Origin of the sequence: Enterobacter cloacae complex sp. IR5422 (assembly GCF_049238165.1) — a bacterium.
In the GTDB taxonomy this organism is placed as follows: domain Bacteria; phylum Pseudomonadota; class Gammaproteobacteria; order Enterobacterales; family Enterobacteriaceae; genus Enterobacter; species Enterobacter roggenkampii.
Map to the genome: position 1 here is coordinate 1 of NZ_JBMKHT010000024.1, position 17,864 is coordinate 17,864.

Consider the following 17,864-nt stretch of genomic DNA (forward strand, 5'->3'; position numbering starts at 1 on the left):
CAGGGCCAAAATCAGCCACGAAGAGACGATTTTGGGCTGAAAATTGGAAAATTGAGCCACAGGACGTCGATAAAGGACGGTTTGGGGCGTCATATCGGGAGCTGCGGACCACTTAATCGCAACTTCCCTAGAAAGCGAAACCATAAATAATTATAAGGAAAATCCTGGATAAAAAGCGACAGGCGCGAAAGGGCGGTTTCGTTAAGGCTTGTTCAGAGGCCAGTCGCACACGGTTTGACCACTGTCGTCTTAAGATCACAAATCAGAAATCTTTCCCCCCGGAAGGAACGGGTTTCTCTACACTCCAGGTAATATTCACTGGAGGCATGACATCATGGCGAACACCATCACGGCTGATGACATTCGGGAACACTTTTCGCAGGCTATGTCGGCGATGTACCAGCAGGAAGTTCCGCAGTACGGCACCTTGCTTGAACTGGTAGCGGACGTAAACCTGGCGGTGCTGGAAAATGATCCACTATTACATGAACAACTGGCAAACGCCGATGAGCTTGCGCGTCTGAACGTCGAGCGTCACGGGGCCATCCGCGTCGGCAGTGCGCAAGAACTTTCAACCCTGCGCCGTATGTTTGCCATTATGGGGATGTACCCGGTCAGCTATTACGATCTCTCCCAGGCGGGGGTGCCGGTCCACTCAACGGCATTTCGGCCGATTGATGATGCGGCGCTGTGCCGTAATCCGTTCCGCATCTTTACTTCGCTGCTGCGCCTTGAGCTGATTGAAAACGTCGCGCTGCGCGAACGTGCGGCGGAAATTCTGTCTCACCGAAACATCTTCACCCCGCGCTGTCTGGCGCTTCTCGATCTGTATGAATCTGAAGGGCAGTTTACCGTCGAGCAGGCGCAGGAGTTTGTGCAGGAAGCGCTGGAAACCTTCCGCTGGCACCGCCATGCGACGGTCGATCAGGAGACCTATCTCGCGCTGCATAACGAGCACCGGCTGATCGCCGATGTGGTCTGCTTCCCGGGCTGCCACATTAACCACCTGACGCCGCGCACGCTGGACATTGACCGGGTGCAGGAGCTGATGCCGAAGTACGGTATTGAGCCGAAAATTTTGATTGAAGGGCCGCCGCGTCGCGAGGTGCCCGTCCTGCTGCGTCAAACCAGTTTCAAGGCGCTGGAAGAGCCGGTGCTGTTTGCCGGTGAACACAAAGGCACCCACACCGCGCGCTTCGGTGAGATTGAGCAGCGCGGCGTGGCGCTGACCCCGAAAGGCCGGGAACTGTACGATAGCCTCCTTGCCCAGGCCGGTACCGGCAAAGATAACCTGACGCACCAGCTGCATCTGCAGGAGATCTTTAGCGCCTTCCCTGACAGCGAACTGTTAATGCGCCGTCAGGAGCTGGCGTATTTCCGCTATCGTCTGACGCCAGCGGGTGAAGCGCATCGCCATGCGTTCCGGCCGGGCGACGATCCGCAGCCGCTGATCGAGCGCGGATGGGTCGTCGCACAGCCGATCACCTACGAAGATTTCCTCCCGGTCAGCGCCGCGGGGATTTTCCAGTCCAATCTCGGGAATGAAACCCAGGCCCGCAGCCACGGTAACGCCAGCCGCGATGCGTTTGAAGCGGCCCTCGGCTGCCCGGTGTATGACGAATTTTCCCTCTATGAGGAGGCTGAAACGCGCAGCAAACAGCGTTGCGGTTTGCTCTGAAAGCGTTACTCTGCTGGGGTGTGATGGAAAAAATAAGGTCGTTATGCAAAATCCTTCCGCCCCTGTGGTTGAAACGCGCCAGGGCGCACTGTCTGGTTTAACCGATGAAAATGTCCACGTCTGGTGCGGTATTCCTTATGCCGCACCGCCCGTTGGCGAGTGGCGCTGGCGCTCCCCGCGGCATCCTGAGCCGTGGGATGGCGTTCGCGAGGCTACCGCTTTTTCGGCCTCAAGCTGGCAAAGCAGCGAATATTGCCAGGAGCTGGGCGGGGGCGATCCCGGTCAGTTCTCGGAAGACTGCCTCTATCTGAACGTCTGGTCTCCCACAGAGCGCGCCGGGCCGCTTCCGGTTATGGTCTGGCTGCACGGCGGCGGCTTTACCATCGGTGCGGGTGGCTTACCGCCCTATAACGGCAAAGCGCTGGCCACGCGCGGCGTGGTTGTGGTGACGATCAACTACCGTCTCGGTCATCTTGGCTTTTTTGCCCATCCCGCGCTGGAAGGCGAGGAAGATCGCGTGGTGCATAATTTTGCCCTGCTGGATCAGATCGCCGCCCTCGAATGGGTAAGGGACAATATCGCCGCATTTGGTGGCGACCCCGCTAACGTGACCCTGTTTGGTGAATCCGCGGGCGCGCGCAGCGTGCTCTCTCTGCTGGCCTCCCCGCTTGCAGAAGGATTGTTCCATAAGGCGATTGTGCAAAGCGGGTACACCTTGCCGGACACGCCGCGAGAGCAGGCGTTGCAAAAAGGGGAGGCGCTGGCCGCCCATTTTGGCCTGGAAAAGGCGACAGCCGAGCAGCTGCGCGCCATTCCGCCGGAGGCGTTCTGGCCGCTCACCGCGCCGCTGAACATTGCTCCGGCCCCCATCGTCGGGGATTGCGTTCTGCCTGAAGCGATGCTGGACGTCTTTTTCGCCGCTCGCCAGCACCCCGTGCCGGTAATGATCGGCTCGAACAGCGATGAGGCCAGCGTGATGGCGGTGTTTGGCATCGATCTCGCCGGGCAAATCCAGAAGCTTCGCCGGGAGCGCCGCTTCGGGCTGGGGCTGATTAAGCTGCTCTATCCGGGCGTCAAAGGCGATGAGGAGCTGGGCCGGCAGGTGTGCCGCGACATGGCGTTCACCACGATGGGCTACGTCGTGATGCAGGCGCAGCAGCGCGTCGGCGGATTGTGCTGGCGTTACTGGTTTGACTATGTTGCGGAAGCGGAACATGCCACCTATATCAACGGCGCGTGGCACGGCAATGAAGTGCCTTACGTCTTTGATACCCTCGGCCAGGTGGAGCCTTCACGCCAGTATGTCAACGAACGGGATGTGCAGTTTGCTGCTCAGGTGGCCGATTACTGGGTGAGCTTTGCGCGAGACGCAGGACCTCGTGAGATCCTGCCCGGGCCGACGCACTGGCCCGCATGCCGTAAAGGGCGGGACGTATTATTACGCATTGGCGTGAATAAACATGCAGGTTTCAGGCTTGAAAACCGCTTTATGCGCGCCCGGATGAGCCTCTTCAAACGGGTGATGAAGCACCACGTCAGCCTCGATTAAGCAAACAGGCGCGAAACGCCGCCAGCCCATTTTCCTCCCCTGGCGTTTCGCGCAGCACCAGCCGGTAGCTCGCGCCGGTTTTTATGCTGGTTTCATAAGGCCGCATCAGTCTTCCCGCGCGGACATCTTCGGCCACCAGCGTTTCGTCGGCAATGGCGACGCCCAGCCCCTGAATGGCGGCCGTGATGGCGAGATCCATCGTGTCGAAGTGTTGATTTTTGTGCATGGCAAAGCCCGGACCTTCCTGTTTCGTCAGCCACAGCGACCAGTCTGTTTTATCCCTTGTCGGATGCAGGAACGTCAGCGATCCCAGCGCTGCACCCGCCCGCACCGGGCTTATCACCGGGGTGAGCGCCTCTTCGAACAGCAGGTCGCCTGCGCTCATGTGCGTACCGAACACGATGGCCGCGTCGTAAGATTCGGTTTTGAAATTGACGTTATGATCGGTGGTGGTGGTCAGGGCGATCTGCAGATCCGGCTGCTCACGCTCCACCTCCAGCAGGCGCGGCACCAGCCAGCGCATGGCGCAGGTGGGCGCCTTGAGCCGGATCACGGTTTGCTGGCTGCGGGCCTGGTCGGCCACGGTCAGCAAGTGTTCGAACGCAGACTGCAGTTCCGGGAGCAGGGCGCAGCCCTGTGAAGAGAGGCGCAGGCCGCGCGCGTGGCGTTCAAAAAGCGGAAAGCCAAACCAGGCCTCGAGGGAGGCTATCTTGCGGCTCACGGCCCCCTGCGTCAGACAAAGCTCTGCGGCAGCATGGGTGAGATTCAGGTGACGCGCGGTGACTAAAAATGCGTCGATGGCATTGAGCGGGAGCGAACGGCGCGACATGAAAACACCTCAGCTATGCATTTTTCTCATGGCTATTATGACAACAATTCGATTGTCCCGACAACAGAGATGTTGTTTGAATAGTTATGCAATGTCCATGAGAAGGGAAAGAGGATGACTTTACAAACGCCTGTGCAAACGCGCTCCAAACTGCCCGATGTGGGCACCACGATCTTTACCGTTATCGGCCAGCTCTCGGCGCAGCATAACGCGATAAACCTTTCTCAGGGCGCACCGAATTTTTCCTGCGACCCGAAGCTTGTTGCGGGCGTCACCCGCGCGATGGAGGCAGGGCATAACCAGTACGCGTCGATGACCGGCCTGCAGACGCTCAAAGAGCGCATTGCCGATAAAATTGCCACGCTTTACGGCACGCAGTATGACCCGGGCCGCGAGGTGCTGGTGACCGCCAGCGCCAGCGAAGGGCTCTACTCGGCAATCAGCGGGCTGGTGCACCCGGGTGATGAGGTGATCTACTTTGAGCCCTCCTTTGACAGCTACGCGCCGATTGTCCGCCTGCAGGGGGCAACGCCGGTTGCCATCAGGCTCACCGTGCCGGATTTTGCCGTGAACTGGGACGAGGTTCGCGCCGCGATCACCCCGCGCACGCGCATGATCATCATCAATACGCCGCACAACCCGAGCGGTCAGGTCTTCTCCGCCGACGATCTGCAGCAGCTGGCGGCGCTGACCCGCAATACTGACATCATTATTTTGTCTGACGAAGTGTACGAACACGTGGTGTTTGACGGTGAGCCGCACCACGGGATGGCTACGCACCCGCAGCTGGCGGAGCGTAGCGTGATTATTTCTTCTTTCGGAAAAACCTATCACGTCACCGGCTGGCGCGTGGGTTACTGTGTTGCACCGGCGATACTGATGGACGAGATTTGTAAAGTCCATCAATTTTTAATGTTCTCTGCCGATACGCCAATGCAGCACGCGTTTGCTGAACATATGGTCGACCCGCAAACCTGGCTGTCGCTGTCGGCGTTTTACCAGCGCAAGCGCGATCTGCTGCAGAGTCTGCTGGCCGATTCGCCGTTTACGCTGCTGCCAAGCGCCGGCTCGTTCTTCATGCTGGCGGACTTCAGCCAGTTCAGCGACGAGCGCGACAGCGAGCTGGTGAAACGGCTGATCGTTGAGTACGGTGTTGCCACCATTCCGCTGTCGGCGTTTTATGCGGACGGTACGGATAATAAATTGATTCGTCTCTCTTTTGCGAAAGATGAGGCGACGTTACGGGCAGGTGCCCAGGCCCTGTGTCGGGTTAAACCACGCTAAGGAGTTTGAGATGAAATTACGCGCGCTAGTTGTCGGCATGGGATTGCTGTGTACCTTTTCCTCCTTCGCAGCGTCCGAGCTGCGTTACGGTCTGGAAGCCGAATATCCGCCGTTTGAAAGCCGCAATGCGGCAGGCGAACTGGAAGGGTTTGACGTTGAGCTGGGGAATGCCATCTGTAAAGCGGCAGCGCTGAAATGCAGCTGGGTGGAAACCTCGTTTGATGCGCTGATCCCGGGGCTGGTGGCGAAGAAATTCGACGCCATCAATTCGGCGATGAATATCACCGATCAGCGCCGCAAGAGCATTGATTTTACCCAGCCGATCTACCGTATTCCGTCGCAGCTGGTCGGCAAGGCCGGTACGGCGGTCGAGGCGACGCCTGAAGGGCTGAAGGGCAAAACCATCGGCGTGCTGCAGGGGTCGATTCAGGAAACCTATGCCAAAGAGCACTGGGAAAAGCAGGGTGTCACCGTGGTGTCGTATAAAGATCAGAATATGGCCTGGGGCGATCTGCTGAATGGCCGTATCGACGCCTCGCTGGTCATGTCCGCGGCCGGGCAGGCAGGTTTCCTCAGCAAGCCGCAGGGAAAAGGGTTTGGCTTCATCGGCAAACCGGTGTCTGACGACACCATCCTCGGCAGTGGGATCGGTTTTGGGTTGCGCAAAGGTGACGAGGCCACCAAAAAGCAGCTTGATGCCGCAATTGATAAGGTACGTGCCGACGGCACGATCGCCAAACTCGCTGATAAGTACTTCCCGGGTATCGATGTCAGCGTAAAATAACCGCCTCATTGGCCCCGTCAGCTGATGTCCTGACGGGGCATTTTTATACACATTTTCCAGGCTTTCTTTACACCACTTTCGGGCCGTTCTGGTCGACAGAAAATATTTCTCACTTTGTTCATATAATCACCGGCCAACAATTGGATTCTTAACCATTTTTGTTTAGGCTGTGCGTTCTTTCTTGCCGTCATTTCGCCGAGCGCGGAACACATTCACACGACCATAAGGACGTTTTTCCAGGCATGAATCGCAGACGTTTTCTAAAAGGCTCGCTGGCAGTGGCAGCCCTGAGCGGCACATCCGGCCTTGCTTCCCTGTTTTCCAAAGCGGCATACGCTGCCGACTCTGACATTGCTGACGGCCAGAGCCGTCGTTTTGACTTCTCCGTACTGCAATCCATGGCGCATGACCTGGCGAAAACCCCGTGGGGTGGCGCGCCGCGTCCGCTGCCGGAGACGCTGGCAACCATGACGCCGCAGGCGTACAACGCCATTCGCTACGACGAAAAGCAGTCTCTGTGGAACAACATTGAAGGACGTCAGCTGGACGTGCAGTTCTTCCATATGGGAATGGGGTTCCGCCGCCGCGTGCGGATGTTCTCGCTGGACCAGTCGACCTCTATGGCGCGCGAGATCCACTTCCGCCCTGAGCTGTTCAGCTACGGTGAAACGGGGGTGGATACCAAACAGCTGGAAGGGCAAAGCGATCTCGGCTTTGCGGGCTTCCGCGCGTTTAAGGCGCCGGAGCTGGCGCGTCGCGATATCGTCTCTTTCCTGGGGGCCAGCTATTTCCGCGCGGTGGACGACACCTACCAGTACGGCCTTTCCGCCCGCGGTCTGGCGGTAGACACCTTTACCGACACGCCGGAAGAGTTCCCGGACTTTACCGCCTTCTGGTTTGAAACCGTCAAGCCCGGCGACACCACCTTTACCGTCTATACGCTGCTGGATAGCCCGAGCATCACCGGCGCCTATAAGTTCGTGATCCACTGCGAGAAGAGCCAGGTGATCATGGAGGTGGAAAACCACCTCTATGCGCGTAAGGACATCAAGCAGCTCGGCATCGCGCCGATGACCAGCATGTTCAGCTGCGGCAATAACGAACGCCGCATGTGCGACACCATTCACCCGCAAATTCACGACTCCGACCGCCTGGCGATGTGGTGCGGCAACGGTGAGTGGATTTGTCGTCCGCTGAACAACCCGCAGAAGCTGCAGTTCAATGCCTATATGGATAAAAACCCGAAAGGGTTCGGGCTGCTGCAGCTCGATCGCGATTTCTCGCACTATCAGGACGTGATGGGGTGGTACAACAAGCGCCCAAGCCTGTGGGTGGAACCGCGTAACGACTGGGGTAAAGGCGCGGTTGGCCTGATGGAGATCCCGACCACCGGCGAAACGCTGGATAACGTGGTCTGCTTCTGGCAGCCGGAAAAAGCCGTCAAAGCGGGCGACGAGCTGGACTTCAAATATCGTCTCTACTGGAGCGCGATGCCGCCGGTGCGCTCCCCGCTGGCGAACGTTTATGCGACCCGCACCGGCATGGGCGGCTTCCCGGAAGGCTGGGCTCCAGGGGAAAACTACCCGAAAGTGTGGGCCCGTCGCTTTGCGATTGACTTCGTCGGTGGCGACCTGAAGGCCGCTGCGCCAAAAGGCATCGAGCCGGTGATTACGCTCTCCAGCGGTGAAGCGAAGCAGGTAGAGATCCTCTACGTTGAGCCGTTTGACGGCTATCGCATTCTGTTTGACTGGTACCCGACGTCGGATTCGACGGAGCCGGTGGATATGCGCCTGTTCCTGCGCTGTCAGGGCGACGCCATCAGTGAAACCTGGCTGTACCAGTATTTCCCACCGGCGCCGGATAAACGTCAGTACGTTGACGACAGGGTAATGCGTTAACCCTTGTGGGATTGTGCCGGGTGGCGGCTTCGCCTTACCCGGCCTACAGTTTCGAAACGTAGGCCGGGTAAGCGCTAGCGCCACCCGGCAATTGAGAGGCACCATGTCTTCAGAAATCATCCCCGTCACCCAGGATATCGAACTTCGCGCCGTCGAAGAGCGCTACACCGCCGACCTGCACAATCTCGTTGTTAAAAACAGAGCCTTTCTGCAAACCGCCTTTGACTGGGCGCAGCACGTGGGCAGCGAAGAGGATACCCGCCGCAACGTGCAGAGCAACCAGATGCTGCATCAGCGCGGCTACGCCAAAATGTTTTTGATTTTCAAGGATGATGCGTTAGTTGGCGTCCTGTCGTTCAACACCATTGAACCGACCAACAAAGCCGGCTACATCGGCTACTGGCTGGATGAAGCCCACCAGGGGCAGGGCATCCTCTCTCAGTCACTGCAGGCGTTTATGCGCTACTACGCTGAACGCGGTGAGATCCGCCGTTTTGTGATCAAGTGTCGGGTGGCGAATCAGCAAAGCAACAGCGTTGCCGTGCGCAACGGTTTTACGCTGGAAGGGTGCCTGCGGGAAGCGGAATACCTGAATGGCCGCTTTGACGACGTGAATATCTACGGCAGGATTTATACCCTATAACGCACCCAGCAGCGGCGTGCGGGTGATGCGCTGGTCGCCGTTTATCACTTTTTCGCCGCGCAGATGAATGCTCTCGCCAGCAAACGCTTCTATGACCGCATCGTCGGTGATTTCAACCCGATGCTCGATAAGCACATCCCCGCTGATTCGCGCGCGCCCCTGGATCACCACTTTATCATCCAGCATGATCGGCCCGCCGCGCAGCCATGCCTGACCGCCAATCAGGACGTGATGCTTGATGACGCAGTTGCCTTCAACCACGGCATTCTCCGCAATCTGCGAGCTGTAGCGCACCGTCGGGATGGCATCGTCGTCGAAACCGGCTATCACGCGGGCGTTGCCGTAGACTTTCGCACAGTCGCACACCCAGACGTTGTTGAGTTCGTTACCCTCCAGGATCGCGTTGTCGAAGACTTCGGCCCGGTGTTCAACGAAGGCAAAATTAACCATCGCCGAGCCGTAGATTTGCGCCTGGTGCACAATGCGCGACTGGCTCACCGTCGCCTTATCGTAGATTTGGAGGATCTGTTCATGATCCGGCGTCAGCCCTTTGGCGGCAATGACCACGCTGTGATGCAGCACGCGCGCGTCGCCGTAGATATGGCACTCGCCCCGTACGCAGGATTGCTGAATGGTGACGTTGTCACTTATTCGCGCCCCGTGGCTAACCTCCGCGCCGTCCAGCCAGCAGCTGTCGCCGATATGCGCGTCATGGCTAATGATGCATGGAAGGGTAAGGCGCGCGTTGCCAGATACGGTTGCCCCGGCGAACACCACGCTGTTTTCATCGTAGATCCAGCAGTCGCCGTCCTGTGCGAGGGCGCGCTCATCGTCAATCCAGCCGCCTCTCGTGCCGACCGTCACGTCGTTAAAGTCCGCCGTGGCGATAATCTGCCGCAGCGTGGTGGCGTGGGTGGTTTCGCCGTTTTTCCATTGCCAGAGGCGGGTCTCGTCGCTAAGGCGATATTTGTTCATCTTGATGTCTCTGATAAGCGTCTTCACTAAACGTAGCAAAGTTTTCGCATTTCGAGCGGCTTGGCAACCAGACGGTAAACGCCTTAAAATGGCATGTAAAATGCACTTTCACTTTATGCGAACGCAGGAAAAATAATGACCGTCGATGAGAATTACTTCACAGAGAAATATGGCTTAACGCGTACCCATTCAGAGGTGCTGTACAGCGCGGAGATTGTGAAACCCGGTAAAACGCTGGATCTGGGCTGCGGCAACGGCCGTAACAGCCTGTACCTTGCGGCCAACGGGTACGATGTGACCGCGTGGGACAAGAACCCGATGAGCATCGACAATATCGAGCGCATCAAGGCGGAAGAAGGGATCGCTAATCTGCATACCGCGATTAAGGATCTGAACAACCTGAGCTTTGACGGCCAGTACGATTTTATTCTCTCTACCGTGGTGCTGATGTTCCTGGAGGCAAAAACCATCCCGGGCCTTATCGCCAATATGCAGCGCCGCACGACGCCGGGCGGTTACAATCTGATTGTTGCCGCCATGGATACGGCGGATTACCCCTGCACGGTCGGCTTCCCGTTTGCGTTCAGGAGCGGTGAGCTGAGCAACTACTACGAAGGCTGGGAGTTGCTCAAATACAACGAGGACGTTGGCGAACTGCACCGCACTGATGAAAACGGCAACCGCATCAAGCTGCGCTTTGCCACGATGCTGGCACGAAAGCCCGCTTAACGGGCGGCGAGCAGGCAGATCTGCAGGGCAGTCTTATAAGACGCCTCAAACGACGACAGCGGCAGGAATTCAAACTTCGAGTGGAAGTTATGCGCCCCGGTGAAGAAGTTCGGGGTGAGTAGCCCTTTAGCCGAGAGTGCCGCGCCGTCGGTGCCGCCGCGCATCGGCGTCGGTTTCGGCGTGATGCCGAGCGATTCCATCGCCTCGAACATCAGATCGATGGCGCGTCGGTCTTCGCCAATCGCATTGCTGATATTGCTGTAGGTATCTTCAATGCGATAGTCCACTTTGGCCGTCGGATATTGGGCGGCAATCAGCGCGGCCACGTCGGCAATCTGCTGCTTGCGCGCGGCAAAGCGCTCCTTGTCAAAGTCGCGGATATTGGCCTTAAGAACGGCCTCGTTCTGTCCGGCCTGAATGCCGTTAAACCAGATATAGCCTTCACGTCCCTCGGTGCACTCGGGCGTTTGCTGGCGGTCAAAATGGCTGATGTAGTCAGTCGCCATCAGCAGGGGATTCACCAGCACGCCTTTCGCGGACATCGGATGCGCCGTCACGCCGGTAAAGCGGATTTCAGCGGCTGCCGCATTAAAGTTTTCGTAGACAATTTCCCCCAGCTCGCAGCAGTCGATAGTCCAGGCGAAGTCGACGTCAAAGCGCTTAAGATCGAGCGCCTTGGCACCGTTCAGGCCGATCTCTTCGTCAGGCACAAACGCCACGACGATATCCCCATGCTGATGTTCCGCCGTCAGGTTTTCCAGCACCGTCATGACCACCGTGACGGCCGATTTATTATCGGCGCCCAATACGCTGGTTCCGTCGCTGAAAATAATCTCCTCGTTCGGATAAGCCAGAATTTCAGGGTGCTCCTCTACCCGCAGCCAGATGTCTTTCTCTTTATTCAGACAGAGATCTTCACCGGTAAACGTTAATATTTGTGGATGAATATCCGGTGAAAGTCCCACGTCGACGGTATCAATATGGGTAATAAAGCCGATGCGCGGCGCACCGGGCACGTTGCCTTTTTTTACCGCCGTTACCGTGGCAAATTCATCAATCACAATATCGTCTAACCCCATGTGTGCCAGCTCCTGCGCCAGCTCGCGCGCCATGTCGTGCTGGCCCGGCGTTGAGGGCAGAGTTTTGACTCTGGGATCGCTCTGGCTGGTGATCGCGAGATAGCGGAAAAAACGGTGCGTTAATTGTCTGGAAAGCGGCGAGCCCATAGTGATTTGTTCCTTATTTATTTTTCGGGTGTTTGCCACTTCACTTTAATGTTATTTATGAAATGGCAAAAGAATTAATTAGCCGTCGAATTAAAAAGACAGGAATAAATGATGACAAGCAAACTCACAACTATAGCGCTGGCGCTCGCGGCACTCACGGTCAGTTCCGCCGTCGCTGCAAAAACGCTGGTGTATTGCTCCGAAGGATCGCCGGAAAACTTTAACCCTCAGCTTTACACCTCGGGAACCAGCGTCGATGCCAGCGCCGTGCCGGTCTATAACCGTCTGGTCGATTTCAAACCCGGCACCACGGAGCTGGTGCCGAGCCTGGCGGAGCGCTGGGAGGTGAGCGACGACGGCAAGGTTTACACCTTCCATCTGCGTCAGGGCGTGAAGTTCCAGAGCAATAAATCCTTCACGCCGACCCGCGACTTTAACGCCGACGACGTGATTTTCTCGTTTATGCGCCAGAAAGACGTGAATCATCCCTACCACAACGTCTCTAACGGCAGCTACTCCAACTTCGAAAGCCTGGAGTTCGGCAGCCTGATAACCGCCATTGATAAAGTCGATGACCACACCGTGCGCTTTACCCTGGCGCACCCGGAAGCGCCGTTTGTCGCCGATCTGGCCTGGTATTTTGCCTCAATCCTTTCGGCGGAGTATGCCGACGCGATGCTGAAAGCGGGCACGCCGGAGAAGGTGGATATGGAGCCCATTGGCACCGGGCCGTTTAAGCTGGCGCAGTATCAGAAGGATTCCCGGATCCTGTTCACGGCGTTTGCCGACTACTGGCAGGGGAAATCGAAGCTGGACAGGCTGGTGTTTAGCATCACCCCGGATGCCTCCGTGCGTTTTGCCAAAATTGAGAAGAACGAATGTCAGGTGATGCCGTTCCCGAACCCGGCCGATCTGCCGCGCATGAAGGCCAATAAAGATATCAACCTGATGAGCAAAGCCGGACTGAATACCGGCTTCCTGGCGTTCAACACGCAGAAGCCGCCGCTGGATAACGTGAAGGTCCGTCAGGCGCTGGCGATGGCCATCAACAAACCGGCCATTATTGACGCGGTGTTCCACGGTACCGGAACGGCGGCGAAGAACCTGCTGCCGCCTGGCGTCTGGAGCGCCGACAGCGAGCTTAAGGATTACGACTACGATCCTGAAAAAGCCAAAGCGCTGCTGAAAGAGGCCGGCTTTGCCAGCGGCGTCAGCATCGATTTATGGGCGATGCCGGTCCAGCGGCCCTATAACCCGAATGCGAAACGCATGGCGGAGATGATTCAGGCGGACTGGGCGAAAATTGGCGTACAGACCAAAATCGTTACCTACGAGTGGGGCGAATACCTTAAGCGTGTGAAGGGCGGGGAACATCAGGCCGCGCTGATGGGCTGGACGACCGCAACGGGCGATCCTGACAACTTCTTTGGTCCGCTGTTTACCTGCACCTCGGCGAACGGTGGCTCAAATTCGGCGAAATGGTGCTATAAGCCGTTTGATCAGATCATTGCTGAAGCCAAATCGATAACCGATCATGATAAACGGGTGGCGCTGTATAAACAGGCTCAGCAGATGATGCATGACCAGATGCCTGCGGTGATGATTGCGCATTCAACGATTTTCGAACCGGTGCGCAAGGAGGTGAAGGGCTATGAAATCGACCCGTTTGGCAAACATCTGTTCTGGCAAGTGGATATAAATCAGTAATTTTTCACTGCCCGGCATGCGTCCGGGCAATCTTTTTGCAATTTGTGCTCCCGGCATCATTTTTTGTCACAACAAACCCGCCAGACTTTTGCTATAACTTCAAATGCATACTTGCAGATAACATGGAAAACTATCATGCGTACTCAAACTTTTTTTAAAGTTGCAGTGCTTACTGGTCTGTTGGCGTTGGCGGGCTGTTCTTCAAAAGTCGCCGCTCCGGAACAATACTCCGGCTTTTTAAAAGATTATTCAGGCTTGCAGCAAACGACCTCGGCGACGGGAAAACCAACGCTGCGTTGGGTCGATCCTTCGTATAACGAAGCCAATTACGACAGCATTCTCTGGACGCCAATTACCTATTATCCAACGCCAAAACCCACCACGCAAATTGGGCAAAAAACGCTTGATGAGTTGTTGAATTACACCAATAACAAAATGAAAACGGCGATTGGTACGCGGAAGCCGGTTGTGACCACGCCGGGTAAACATAGCCTGATTTTCCGCGGCGCGATTACCGGGGTGAGTTCGCAGAAAGAGGGGCTGCAGTTCTATGAAGTGGTGCCTGTTGCGCTGGTGGTTGCCGGGACGCAGATGGCAACCGGACACCGCACCATGGATACGCATCTCTTCTTTGAAGGCGAGCTGATCGATGCGGCCACCAATAAACCGGTCATGAAGGTGGTACGTAAAGGCGAAGGTAAAGAGCTGAATAACGAAAACACACCAATGACCTTTGCGACGCTGAAGCAGGTTGTTGATGATATGGCGACGGATGCCACCATGTTTGATGTGAAAAAGACTGCGAAATAAAATAAAACGGCCTGCGTAATGCAGGCCTTTTTATTTACGCCATCCGTAAGCGTCTGAACCAGGTTTCCGGTTTGGTAAACATCACCATATTTCCTCCCAGAATCAGCACTAATCCCACGATACCGTTGACATGCCAGACGTAGCCTTCATAGACCGTGGAGATGGAGAGCGCCACCAGCGGGAAGAGCAGCGTACTGTAGGCCGCTTTGCCCGGGCCAATACGTCCCACCAGCGTGAAGTAGGCGCCAAACGCAATCACCGAGCCAAACAGGGCCAGATACACCAGCGCGCCGAGATAGCTCACCGTCCATTCCGGTACAAAGCTATCGCCTCTGAACAGCGCAATGCAGCCCATCACCAGCGTGCCATAGAGCATCGCCCAGGCGTTGGTGGTCATGGTTTCCAGGCCTCTGCGCTGATGGCGCATGCTGATCATATTACCCAGCGAGAACCCATACGTGCCGAGTGCGGAAAGGCCAATGCCCGTCAGGAGTGACGCGCTCCAGCCGCTGGCCAGCAGATCGTCCCAGAAGAGGGTGACAATCCCGACCAGCCCCAGCGCCGCCGCCGTCCAGAAACGCGCGGGCGGGCGCTGGCCGAAGAAAATAAAGCTGTTAATGGCGTTATAGAGTACCGCCATGGAGAAGATCACCGACTCCAGCCCGGTATTGATATGGGCCGCTGCCGTGTAAAAGCACCAGAAGTTAAAGCAGAAAACACAGCATCCCTGAAGCAGGCAAAAAAGATGATCCCGAAGCGCCAGCGTGCGCAGGCGACGCAGGGCGAGTAACACCACCATCATGGTGAGGCTGGCGACGGCGAAGCGCCAGAAAATCGACACCGGCGCCGCGACGGGGCCCTGCTGCAGGAAAATCGCAATCCAGGTGGTTCCCCAGATAATGACCACGAGTCCGTATAATAATGCGTTCATAGTTGCCTCTTCTTAAACCGCGGAAGCCCGCAGTATGACGCTGAGATGCGTAACGGGCTTTCACCCGCTTGCGGCAGACTTGCAAAATCTTGCGCTTTTTTCTTCTGGAGGGACTGGCAACGGGCAACAACTCTTCTTAGACTGATATTCCGATTCTTCACGCGCTAACGGTTATGTCTCACGCTTACGATACCTTTGAAACGCTTTGCCAACAGAATGCAGTCCTGCGGGAAACCGTCTCGCTGAATTCGGGTATCCAGCTGGCCGCGTGGTACAACAAGCACGACACGATCACCGTAAAGAGCAATCATCATACTCTCAGCCTGTACGTGGCGGACGGCTACGAAAGCTATCAAAAAACGCCAGGAGGCTGGAAGAACGGCGGGGGGCCGGACCGTTTCTGCCTGATGCCCAAAGAGAGCGAATCGACGTGGGATATCCGCGATGACCTGTCGTTTGTGCATCTCTACTGCACCGATGAACACCTGCGCGACGTGGGAGAAAAAATCTGGGATAAGCGGCCGCTTTCGCTGACCCTGGACGAGCGTATTTTTGGCAGCGACCCGAAGATCACCACGCTGTATCGCCAGTTTTTACTGGGCTGTGACTGGCAGCAGCACGCCAACCAGCTCACCCTGAGCACGGCCTCCACGCTGCTGCTGACCCATCTGCTGCAAAACTACTCAAACGTGCAGTGGAAGCTGCCGGTCGTTACGGGCGGGTTATCGCCGTTCGTGCTGCGCAACGTCCTCGCCTTTATCGAAGAGAATCTCGGGCAGCCCCTGACGCTGGCCGAGCTGGCGGCGCAGGCTGCCCTCAGCGAATACCATTTTGCCCGCATGTTCCGCCAGTCGACGGGGCTGGCACCGCATCAGTACGTGATGCACAGGCGAATGGTCAAGGCGAAAGAGCTGGTGCAGCATACCTCCATGCCACTGACGGACATTGCGCTTGCCTGCGGGTTTAACTCCGCCAGCCACTTCAGCAACCGCTTTCGCAGCGCGACGGGCATGACGCCGTCGCAGCTACGTGCGGCGAGCGCGTGAAAACAGGGCGTAGCATACTCCGCCCAGCACCAGCCCCCAGAATGCCGAACCGATGCCCAGGATTGTCACGCCGCTTGCGGTCATCAGAAATGTGACGATAGCCGCGTCGCGCTCCGCCTCGTGACTCAGCGCCTGATATAAACTCCCGCTGATGGTGCCCAGCAGCGCCAGACCGGCCAGCGTCTGGATCCAGCTGAGCGGCAGCGCGGCCATCAGCCCGGTAATGGATCCACCGAAAATTCCCGCCAGCAGATAAAACCCTCCCGCAGCGATGGCCGCCAGCCAGCGTTTACCCGCATCCGGGTGAGCATCCGGGCTTTGGCAAATGGCGGCGGTAATGGCCGCAATGCAGATTGAAAAGACGCCAAACGGAGAAAACAGCAGCGCCATTCCCCCCGTAACGATAATGAGCGGTGAGGCCGCCAGCGGGTAGCCGGAGGCTTTCATCGTGGCGAACCCCGGCGCATTTTGCGAGGCCATGGTCACGAGGAAGAAGGGCAAGCCAATACTCACCAGGCTGGTGAAGGTGAAGTCAGGCGCAATAAATTCGGGCATCACCAGAGAAAGGGTGAGCTTATCCGTGACAACGTCACCACCGGCCCAGGCCACGATACCGCCCACCAGCAGCGTGACCACGATGGCATAGCGCGGCGACAGCGCTTTTGCGATCAGCCATGCCGCAATCATGCTGCCGCACAGCAGAAAGTGCCCCTCAAGATGCGCAAACGCGTGGAGGCCAAACTGCAGCAGTACCCCGGCCAGCATGGCGGCAGCAAGCGAATGGGGGATCAGCGTCATCAGACGGGCGAAAAGCCCGGTGATGCCGCAGAGCAAAATTAGCGCGTTGGCAAAGATGAACACGCCGATGGTTTCCGCCAGCGTGACGCCGTGCAGGCTGGTGGCGAGCAGCGCCGCGCCGGGCGTCGACCAGGCGGTCAGCACGGGCGCTTTGTACCACCAGGAAAGCACCAGCGTGCTGACGCCCATCCCAATCCCCAGCGCGGTCATCCAGCCTGCGATCTGGTGCGCGCTGGCGCCAGCCGCGGCGGCGGCCTGCCAGATGATGGCGGCCGAGCTGGCGTAACCCACCAGAACGGCGACAAATCCAGCCAGTACGACCGGAACAAGATGAGAGGAAGGGCGCATGAAAACTCCGTTGTGCGTTATAACGTCCGGAGTAAGGTAACACTGTGCGTTATAGCGTACAAGTGGTATGCTCGTCGTCAGGAGGAAATATGGACATCACACAACACCTTGCAGCAACACTGAAAACATTACGCCAGGCACGGGGCTGGAGCCTGTCGAAGCTGGCGGACGAAACCGGCGTATCAAAGGCCATGCTCGGGCAAATTGAGCGAAATGAGTCCAGCCCCACGGTGTCGACGCTGTGGAAAATTGCCACGGGACTGAACGTGCCGTTTTCCGCCTTCATCACACCGGAGGCGGACCGGCAGGCGGTGTTTGACCCGCAGCAGCAGGCGATGGTCGTCAAGCCGCTCTTTCCGTGGGACGAGGCGCTCCGGTTTGATTATTTCTCCATTACCCTGGCCCCCGGCGCCCTGAGTGAATCCACGCCGCATGAGGCGGGGGTGATTGAACATGTGGTGGTGGTCAGCGGCGAGCTGGAGATGAAGCTCGAGGGCAAATGGCAGACGATTTCTGCCGATTCCGGCGTCCGTTTTGCCGGCGATAAACCGCACGCCTACCGCAACAGCAGCGACCGGACGGTGCATTTTCATTCCCTCATTCATTATCCCCGCTGAGGCTACGCAAAA

The 17,864-nt window shown here is 57.4% G+C and carries 16 protein-coding genes; 11 read left to right on the plus strand and 5 right to left on the minus strand.

Features of this window, described 5'->3' with window-relative positions; genetic code table 11:
* Positions 1 to 334: 334 nt before the first annotated feature.
* Positions 335 to 1,678 carry a 2-oxoadipate dioxygenase/decarboxylase HglS gene (hglS, locus tag ACOTXT_RS13100; RefSeq protein WP_059360506.1) on the plus strand — a complete coding sequence of 448 codons (1,344 nt, stop codon included), beginning with the start codon at positions 335 to 337 and terminating at the stop codon, positions 1,676 to 1,678.
* Between the two features lie 43 nt (positions 1,679 to 1,721).
* Entirely contained in the window at positions 1,722 to 3,227 is a 1,506-nt protein-coding gene (locus tag ACOTXT_RS13105) for a carboxylesterase/lipase family protein (RefSeq protein WP_045415998.1), read from the plus strand.
* Here the strand turns inward: ACOTXT_RS13105 and ACOTXT_RS13110 are convergent.
* Complete coding sequence (locus ACOTXT_RS13110; protein WP_008502268.1) at positions 3,214 to 4,056, minus strand: LysR family transcriptional regulator; 843 nt, start codon at positions 4,054 to 4,056, stop codon at positions 3,214 to 3,216. The two genes, ACOTXT_RS13105 and ACOTXT_RS13110, sit on opposite strands and share 14 nt — an antisense overlap.
* Positions 4,057 to 4,170: 114 nt before the next feature.
* On the opposite strand from ACOTXT_RS13110, the gene ACOTXT_RS13115 reads away from it, so the two are divergent.
* The 4 genes from ACOTXT_RS13115 (at position 4,171) to rimL (ending at position 8,665) form a co-directional block, all read left to right on the plus strand.
* Positions 4,171 to 5,340 carry a pyridoxal phosphate-dependent aminotransferase gene (locus ACOTXT_RS13115; RefSeq protein ID WP_277738464.1) on the plus strand — a complete coding sequence of 390 codons (1,170 nt, stop codon included), beginning with the start codon at positions 4,171 to 4,173 and terminating at the stop codon, positions 5,338 to 5,340.
* 10 nt (positions 5,341 to 5,350) lie between these two features.
* Positions 5,351 to 6,124, plus strand: a complete 774-nt coding sequence (locus tag ACOTXT_RS13120; protein ID WP_023292447.1) for a transporter substrate-binding domain-containing protein — start codon at positions 5,351 to 5,353, stop codon at positions 6,122 to 6,124.
* 242 nt (positions 6,125 to 6,366) lie between these two features.
* Positions 6,367 to 8,022, plus strand: a complete 1,656-nt coding sequence (locus ACOTXT_RS13125; RefSeq protein WP_333164260.1) for a glucan biosynthesis protein — start codon at positions 6,367 to 6,369, stop codon at positions 8,020 to 8,022.
* 103 nt (positions 8,023 to 8,125) lie between these two features.
* A complete protein-coding gene (gene rimL, locus ACOTXT_RS13130; RefSeq protein ID WP_032651826.1) occupies positions 8,126 to 8,665 on the plus strand; it encodes a 50S ribosomal protein L7/L12-serine acetyltransferase in 540 nt (179 codons plus the stop codon).
* Here rimL and ydcK read toward each other — a convergent pair.
* Complete coding sequence (gene ydcK, locus ACOTXT_RS13135) at positions 8,660 to 9,640, minus strand: YdcK family protein (protein WP_232928964.1); 981 nt, start codon at positions 9,638 to 9,640, stop codon at positions 8,660 to 8,662. The genes rimL and ydcK overlap by 6 nt on opposite strands.
* Before the next feature lie 135 nt (positions 9,641 to 9,775).
* On the opposite strand from ydcK, the gene tehB reads away from it, so the two are divergent.
* The gene (tehB, locus tag ACOTXT_RS13140) at positions 9,776 to 10,369 is read left to right on the plus strand and encodes a tellurite resistance methyltransferase TehB (protein ID WP_333164255.1); all 594 of its coding nucleotides are present in this window, start codon (positions 9,776 to 9,778) and stop codon (positions 10,367 to 10,369) included.
* On the opposite strand, the gene pepT is transcribed toward tehB, so the two are convergent.
* Positions 10,366 to 11,595 carry a peptidase T gene (gene pepT, locus ACOTXT_RS13145; protein WP_055321928.1) on the minus strand — a complete coding sequence of 410 codons (1,230 nt, stop codon included), beginning with the start codon at positions 11,593 to 11,595 and terminating at the stop codon, positions 10,366 to 10,368. The genes tehB and pepT overlap by 4 nt on opposite strands.
* 111 nt (positions 11,596 to 11,706) lie before the next feature.
* On the opposite strand from pepT, the gene ACOTXT_RS13150 reads away from it, so the two are divergent.
* Positions 11,707 to 13,302, plus strand: a complete 1,596-nt coding sequence (locus tag ACOTXT_RS13150; RefSeq protein WP_055321927.1) for an ABC transporter substrate-binding protein — start codon at positions 11,707 to 11,709, stop codon at positions 13,300 to 13,302.
* Positions 13,303 to 13,437: 135 nt separating this feature from the next.
* The gene (locus ACOTXT_RS13155; RefSeq protein ID WP_008502258.1) at positions 13,438 to 14,112 is read left to right on the plus strand and encodes a DUF3313 domain-containing protein; all 675 of its coding nucleotides are present in this window, start codon (positions 13,438 to 13,440) and stop codon (positions 14,110 to 14,112) included.
* 34 nt (positions 14,113 to 14,146) lie between these two features.
* Here ACOTXT_RS13155 and ACOTXT_RS13160 read toward each other — a convergent pair whose 3' ends face one another.
* Positions 14,147 to 15,043: a DMT family transporter gene (locus ACOTXT_RS13160; RefSeq protein WP_008502257.1), complete on the minus strand. Its 897-nt coding sequence runs from the start codon at positions 15,041 to 15,043 to the stop codon at positions 14,147 to 14,149.
* A 173-nt stretch (positions 15,044 to 15,216) separates the two neighbouring features.
* Between ACOTXT_RS13160 and ACOTXT_RS13165 the strand changes: the two genes are divergently transcribed.
* Positions 15,217 to 16,089 (plus strand): helix-turn-helix transcriptional regulator, encoded by an 873-nt coding sequence (locus ACOTXT_RS13165; protein WP_023292442.1) that lies wholly within the window; start codon positions 15,217 to 15,219, stop codon positions 16,087 to 16,089.
* On the opposite strand, the gene ACOTXT_RS13170 is transcribed toward ACOTXT_RS13165, so the two are convergent.
* Positions 16,069 to 17,235 carry a benzoate/H(+) symporter BenE family transporter gene (locus ACOTXT_RS13170; protein ID WP_055321926.1) on the minus strand — a complete coding sequence of 389 codons (1,167 nt, stop codon included), beginning with the start codon at positions 17,233 to 17,235 and terminating at the stop codon, positions 16,069 to 16,071. The genes ACOTXT_RS13165 and ACOTXT_RS13170 overlap by 21 nt on opposite strands.
* Before the next feature lie 89 nt (positions 17,236 to 17,324).
* On the opposite strand from ACOTXT_RS13170, the gene ACOTXT_RS13175 reads away from it, so the two are divergent.
* Positions 17,325 to 17,852: a helix-turn-helix domain-containing protein gene (locus tag ACOTXT_RS13175; protein ID WP_008502254.1), complete on the plus strand. Its 528-nt coding sequence runs from the start codon at positions 17,325 to 17,327 to the stop codon at positions 17,850 to 17,852.
* The last annotated feature ends 12 nt before the right edge of the window (positions 17,853 to 17,864 follow it).

What these genes read in the sequence shown, in the direction of transcription:
- ACOTXT_RS13120 (WP_023292447.1), top strand. Translation starts at nt 5,351, where the DNA reads ATGAAATTACGCGCGCTAGTTGTCGGCATGGGATTGCTGTGTACCTTT.
- ydcK (WP_232928964.1), bottom strand. Translation starts at nt 9,640, where the DNA reads ATGAACAAATATCGCCTTAGCGACGAGACCCGCCTCTGGCAATGGAAA.
- ACOTXT_RS13110 (WP_008502268.1), bottom strand. Translation starts at nt 4,056, where the DNA reads ATGTCGCGCCGTTCGCTCCCGCTCAATGCCATCGACGCATTTTTAGTC.
- ACOTXT_RS13125 (WP_333164260.1), top strand. Translation starts at nt 6,367, where the DNA reads ATGAATCGCAGACGTTTTCTAAAAGGCTCGCTGGCAGTGGCAGCCCTG.
- rimL (WP_032651826.1), top strand. Translation starts at nt 8,126, where the DNA reads ATGTCTTCAGAAATCATCCCCGTCACCCAGGATATCGAACTTCGCGCC.
- ACOTXT_RS13150 (WP_055321927.1), top strand. Translation starts at nt 11,707, where the DNA reads ATGACAAGCAAACTCACAACTATAGCGCTGGCGCTCGCGGCACTCACG.
- ACOTXT_RS13175 (WP_008502254.1), top strand. Translation starts at nt 17,325, where the DNA reads ATGGACATCACACAACACCTTGCAGCAACACTGAAAACATTACGCCAG.
- pepT (WP_055321928.1), bottom strand. Translation starts at nt 11,595, where the DNA reads ATGGGCTCGCCGCTTTCCAGACAATTAACGCACCGTTTTTTCCGCTAT.
- ACOTXT_RS13160 (WP_008502257.1), bottom strand. Translation starts at nt 15,043, where the DNA reads ATGAACGCATTATTATACGGACTCGTGGTCATTATCTGGGGAACCACC.
- ACOTXT_RS13105 (WP_045415998.1), top strand. Translation starts at nt 1,722, where the DNA reads ATGCAAAATCCTTCCGCCCCTGTGGTTGAAACGCGCCAGGGCGCACTG.
- ACOTXT_RS13170 (WP_055321926.1), bottom strand. Translation starts at nt 17,235, where the DNA reads ATGCGCCCTTCCTCTCATCTTGTTCCGGTCGTACTGGCTGGATTTGTC.
- ACOTXT_RS13165 (WP_023292442.1), top strand. Translation starts at nt 15,217, where the DNA reads ATGTCTCACGCTTACGATACCTTTGAAACGCTTTGCCAACAGAATGCA.
- hglS (WP_059360506.1), top strand. Translation starts at nt 335, where the DNA reads ATGGCGAACACCATCACGGCTGATGACATTCGGGAACACTTTTCGCAG.
- tehB (WP_333164255.1), top strand. Translation starts at nt 9,776, where the DNA reads ATGACCGTCGATGAGAATTACTTCACAGAGAAATATGGCTTAACGCGT.
- ACOTXT_RS13155 (WP_008502258.1), top strand. Translation starts at nt 13,438, where the DNA reads ATGCGTACTCAAACTTTTTTTAAAGTTGCAGTGCTTACTGGTCTGTTG.
- ACOTXT_RS13115 (WP_277738464.1), top strand. Translation starts at nt 4,171, where the DNA reads ATGACTTTACAAACGCCTGTGCAAACGCGCTCCAAACTGCCCGATGTG.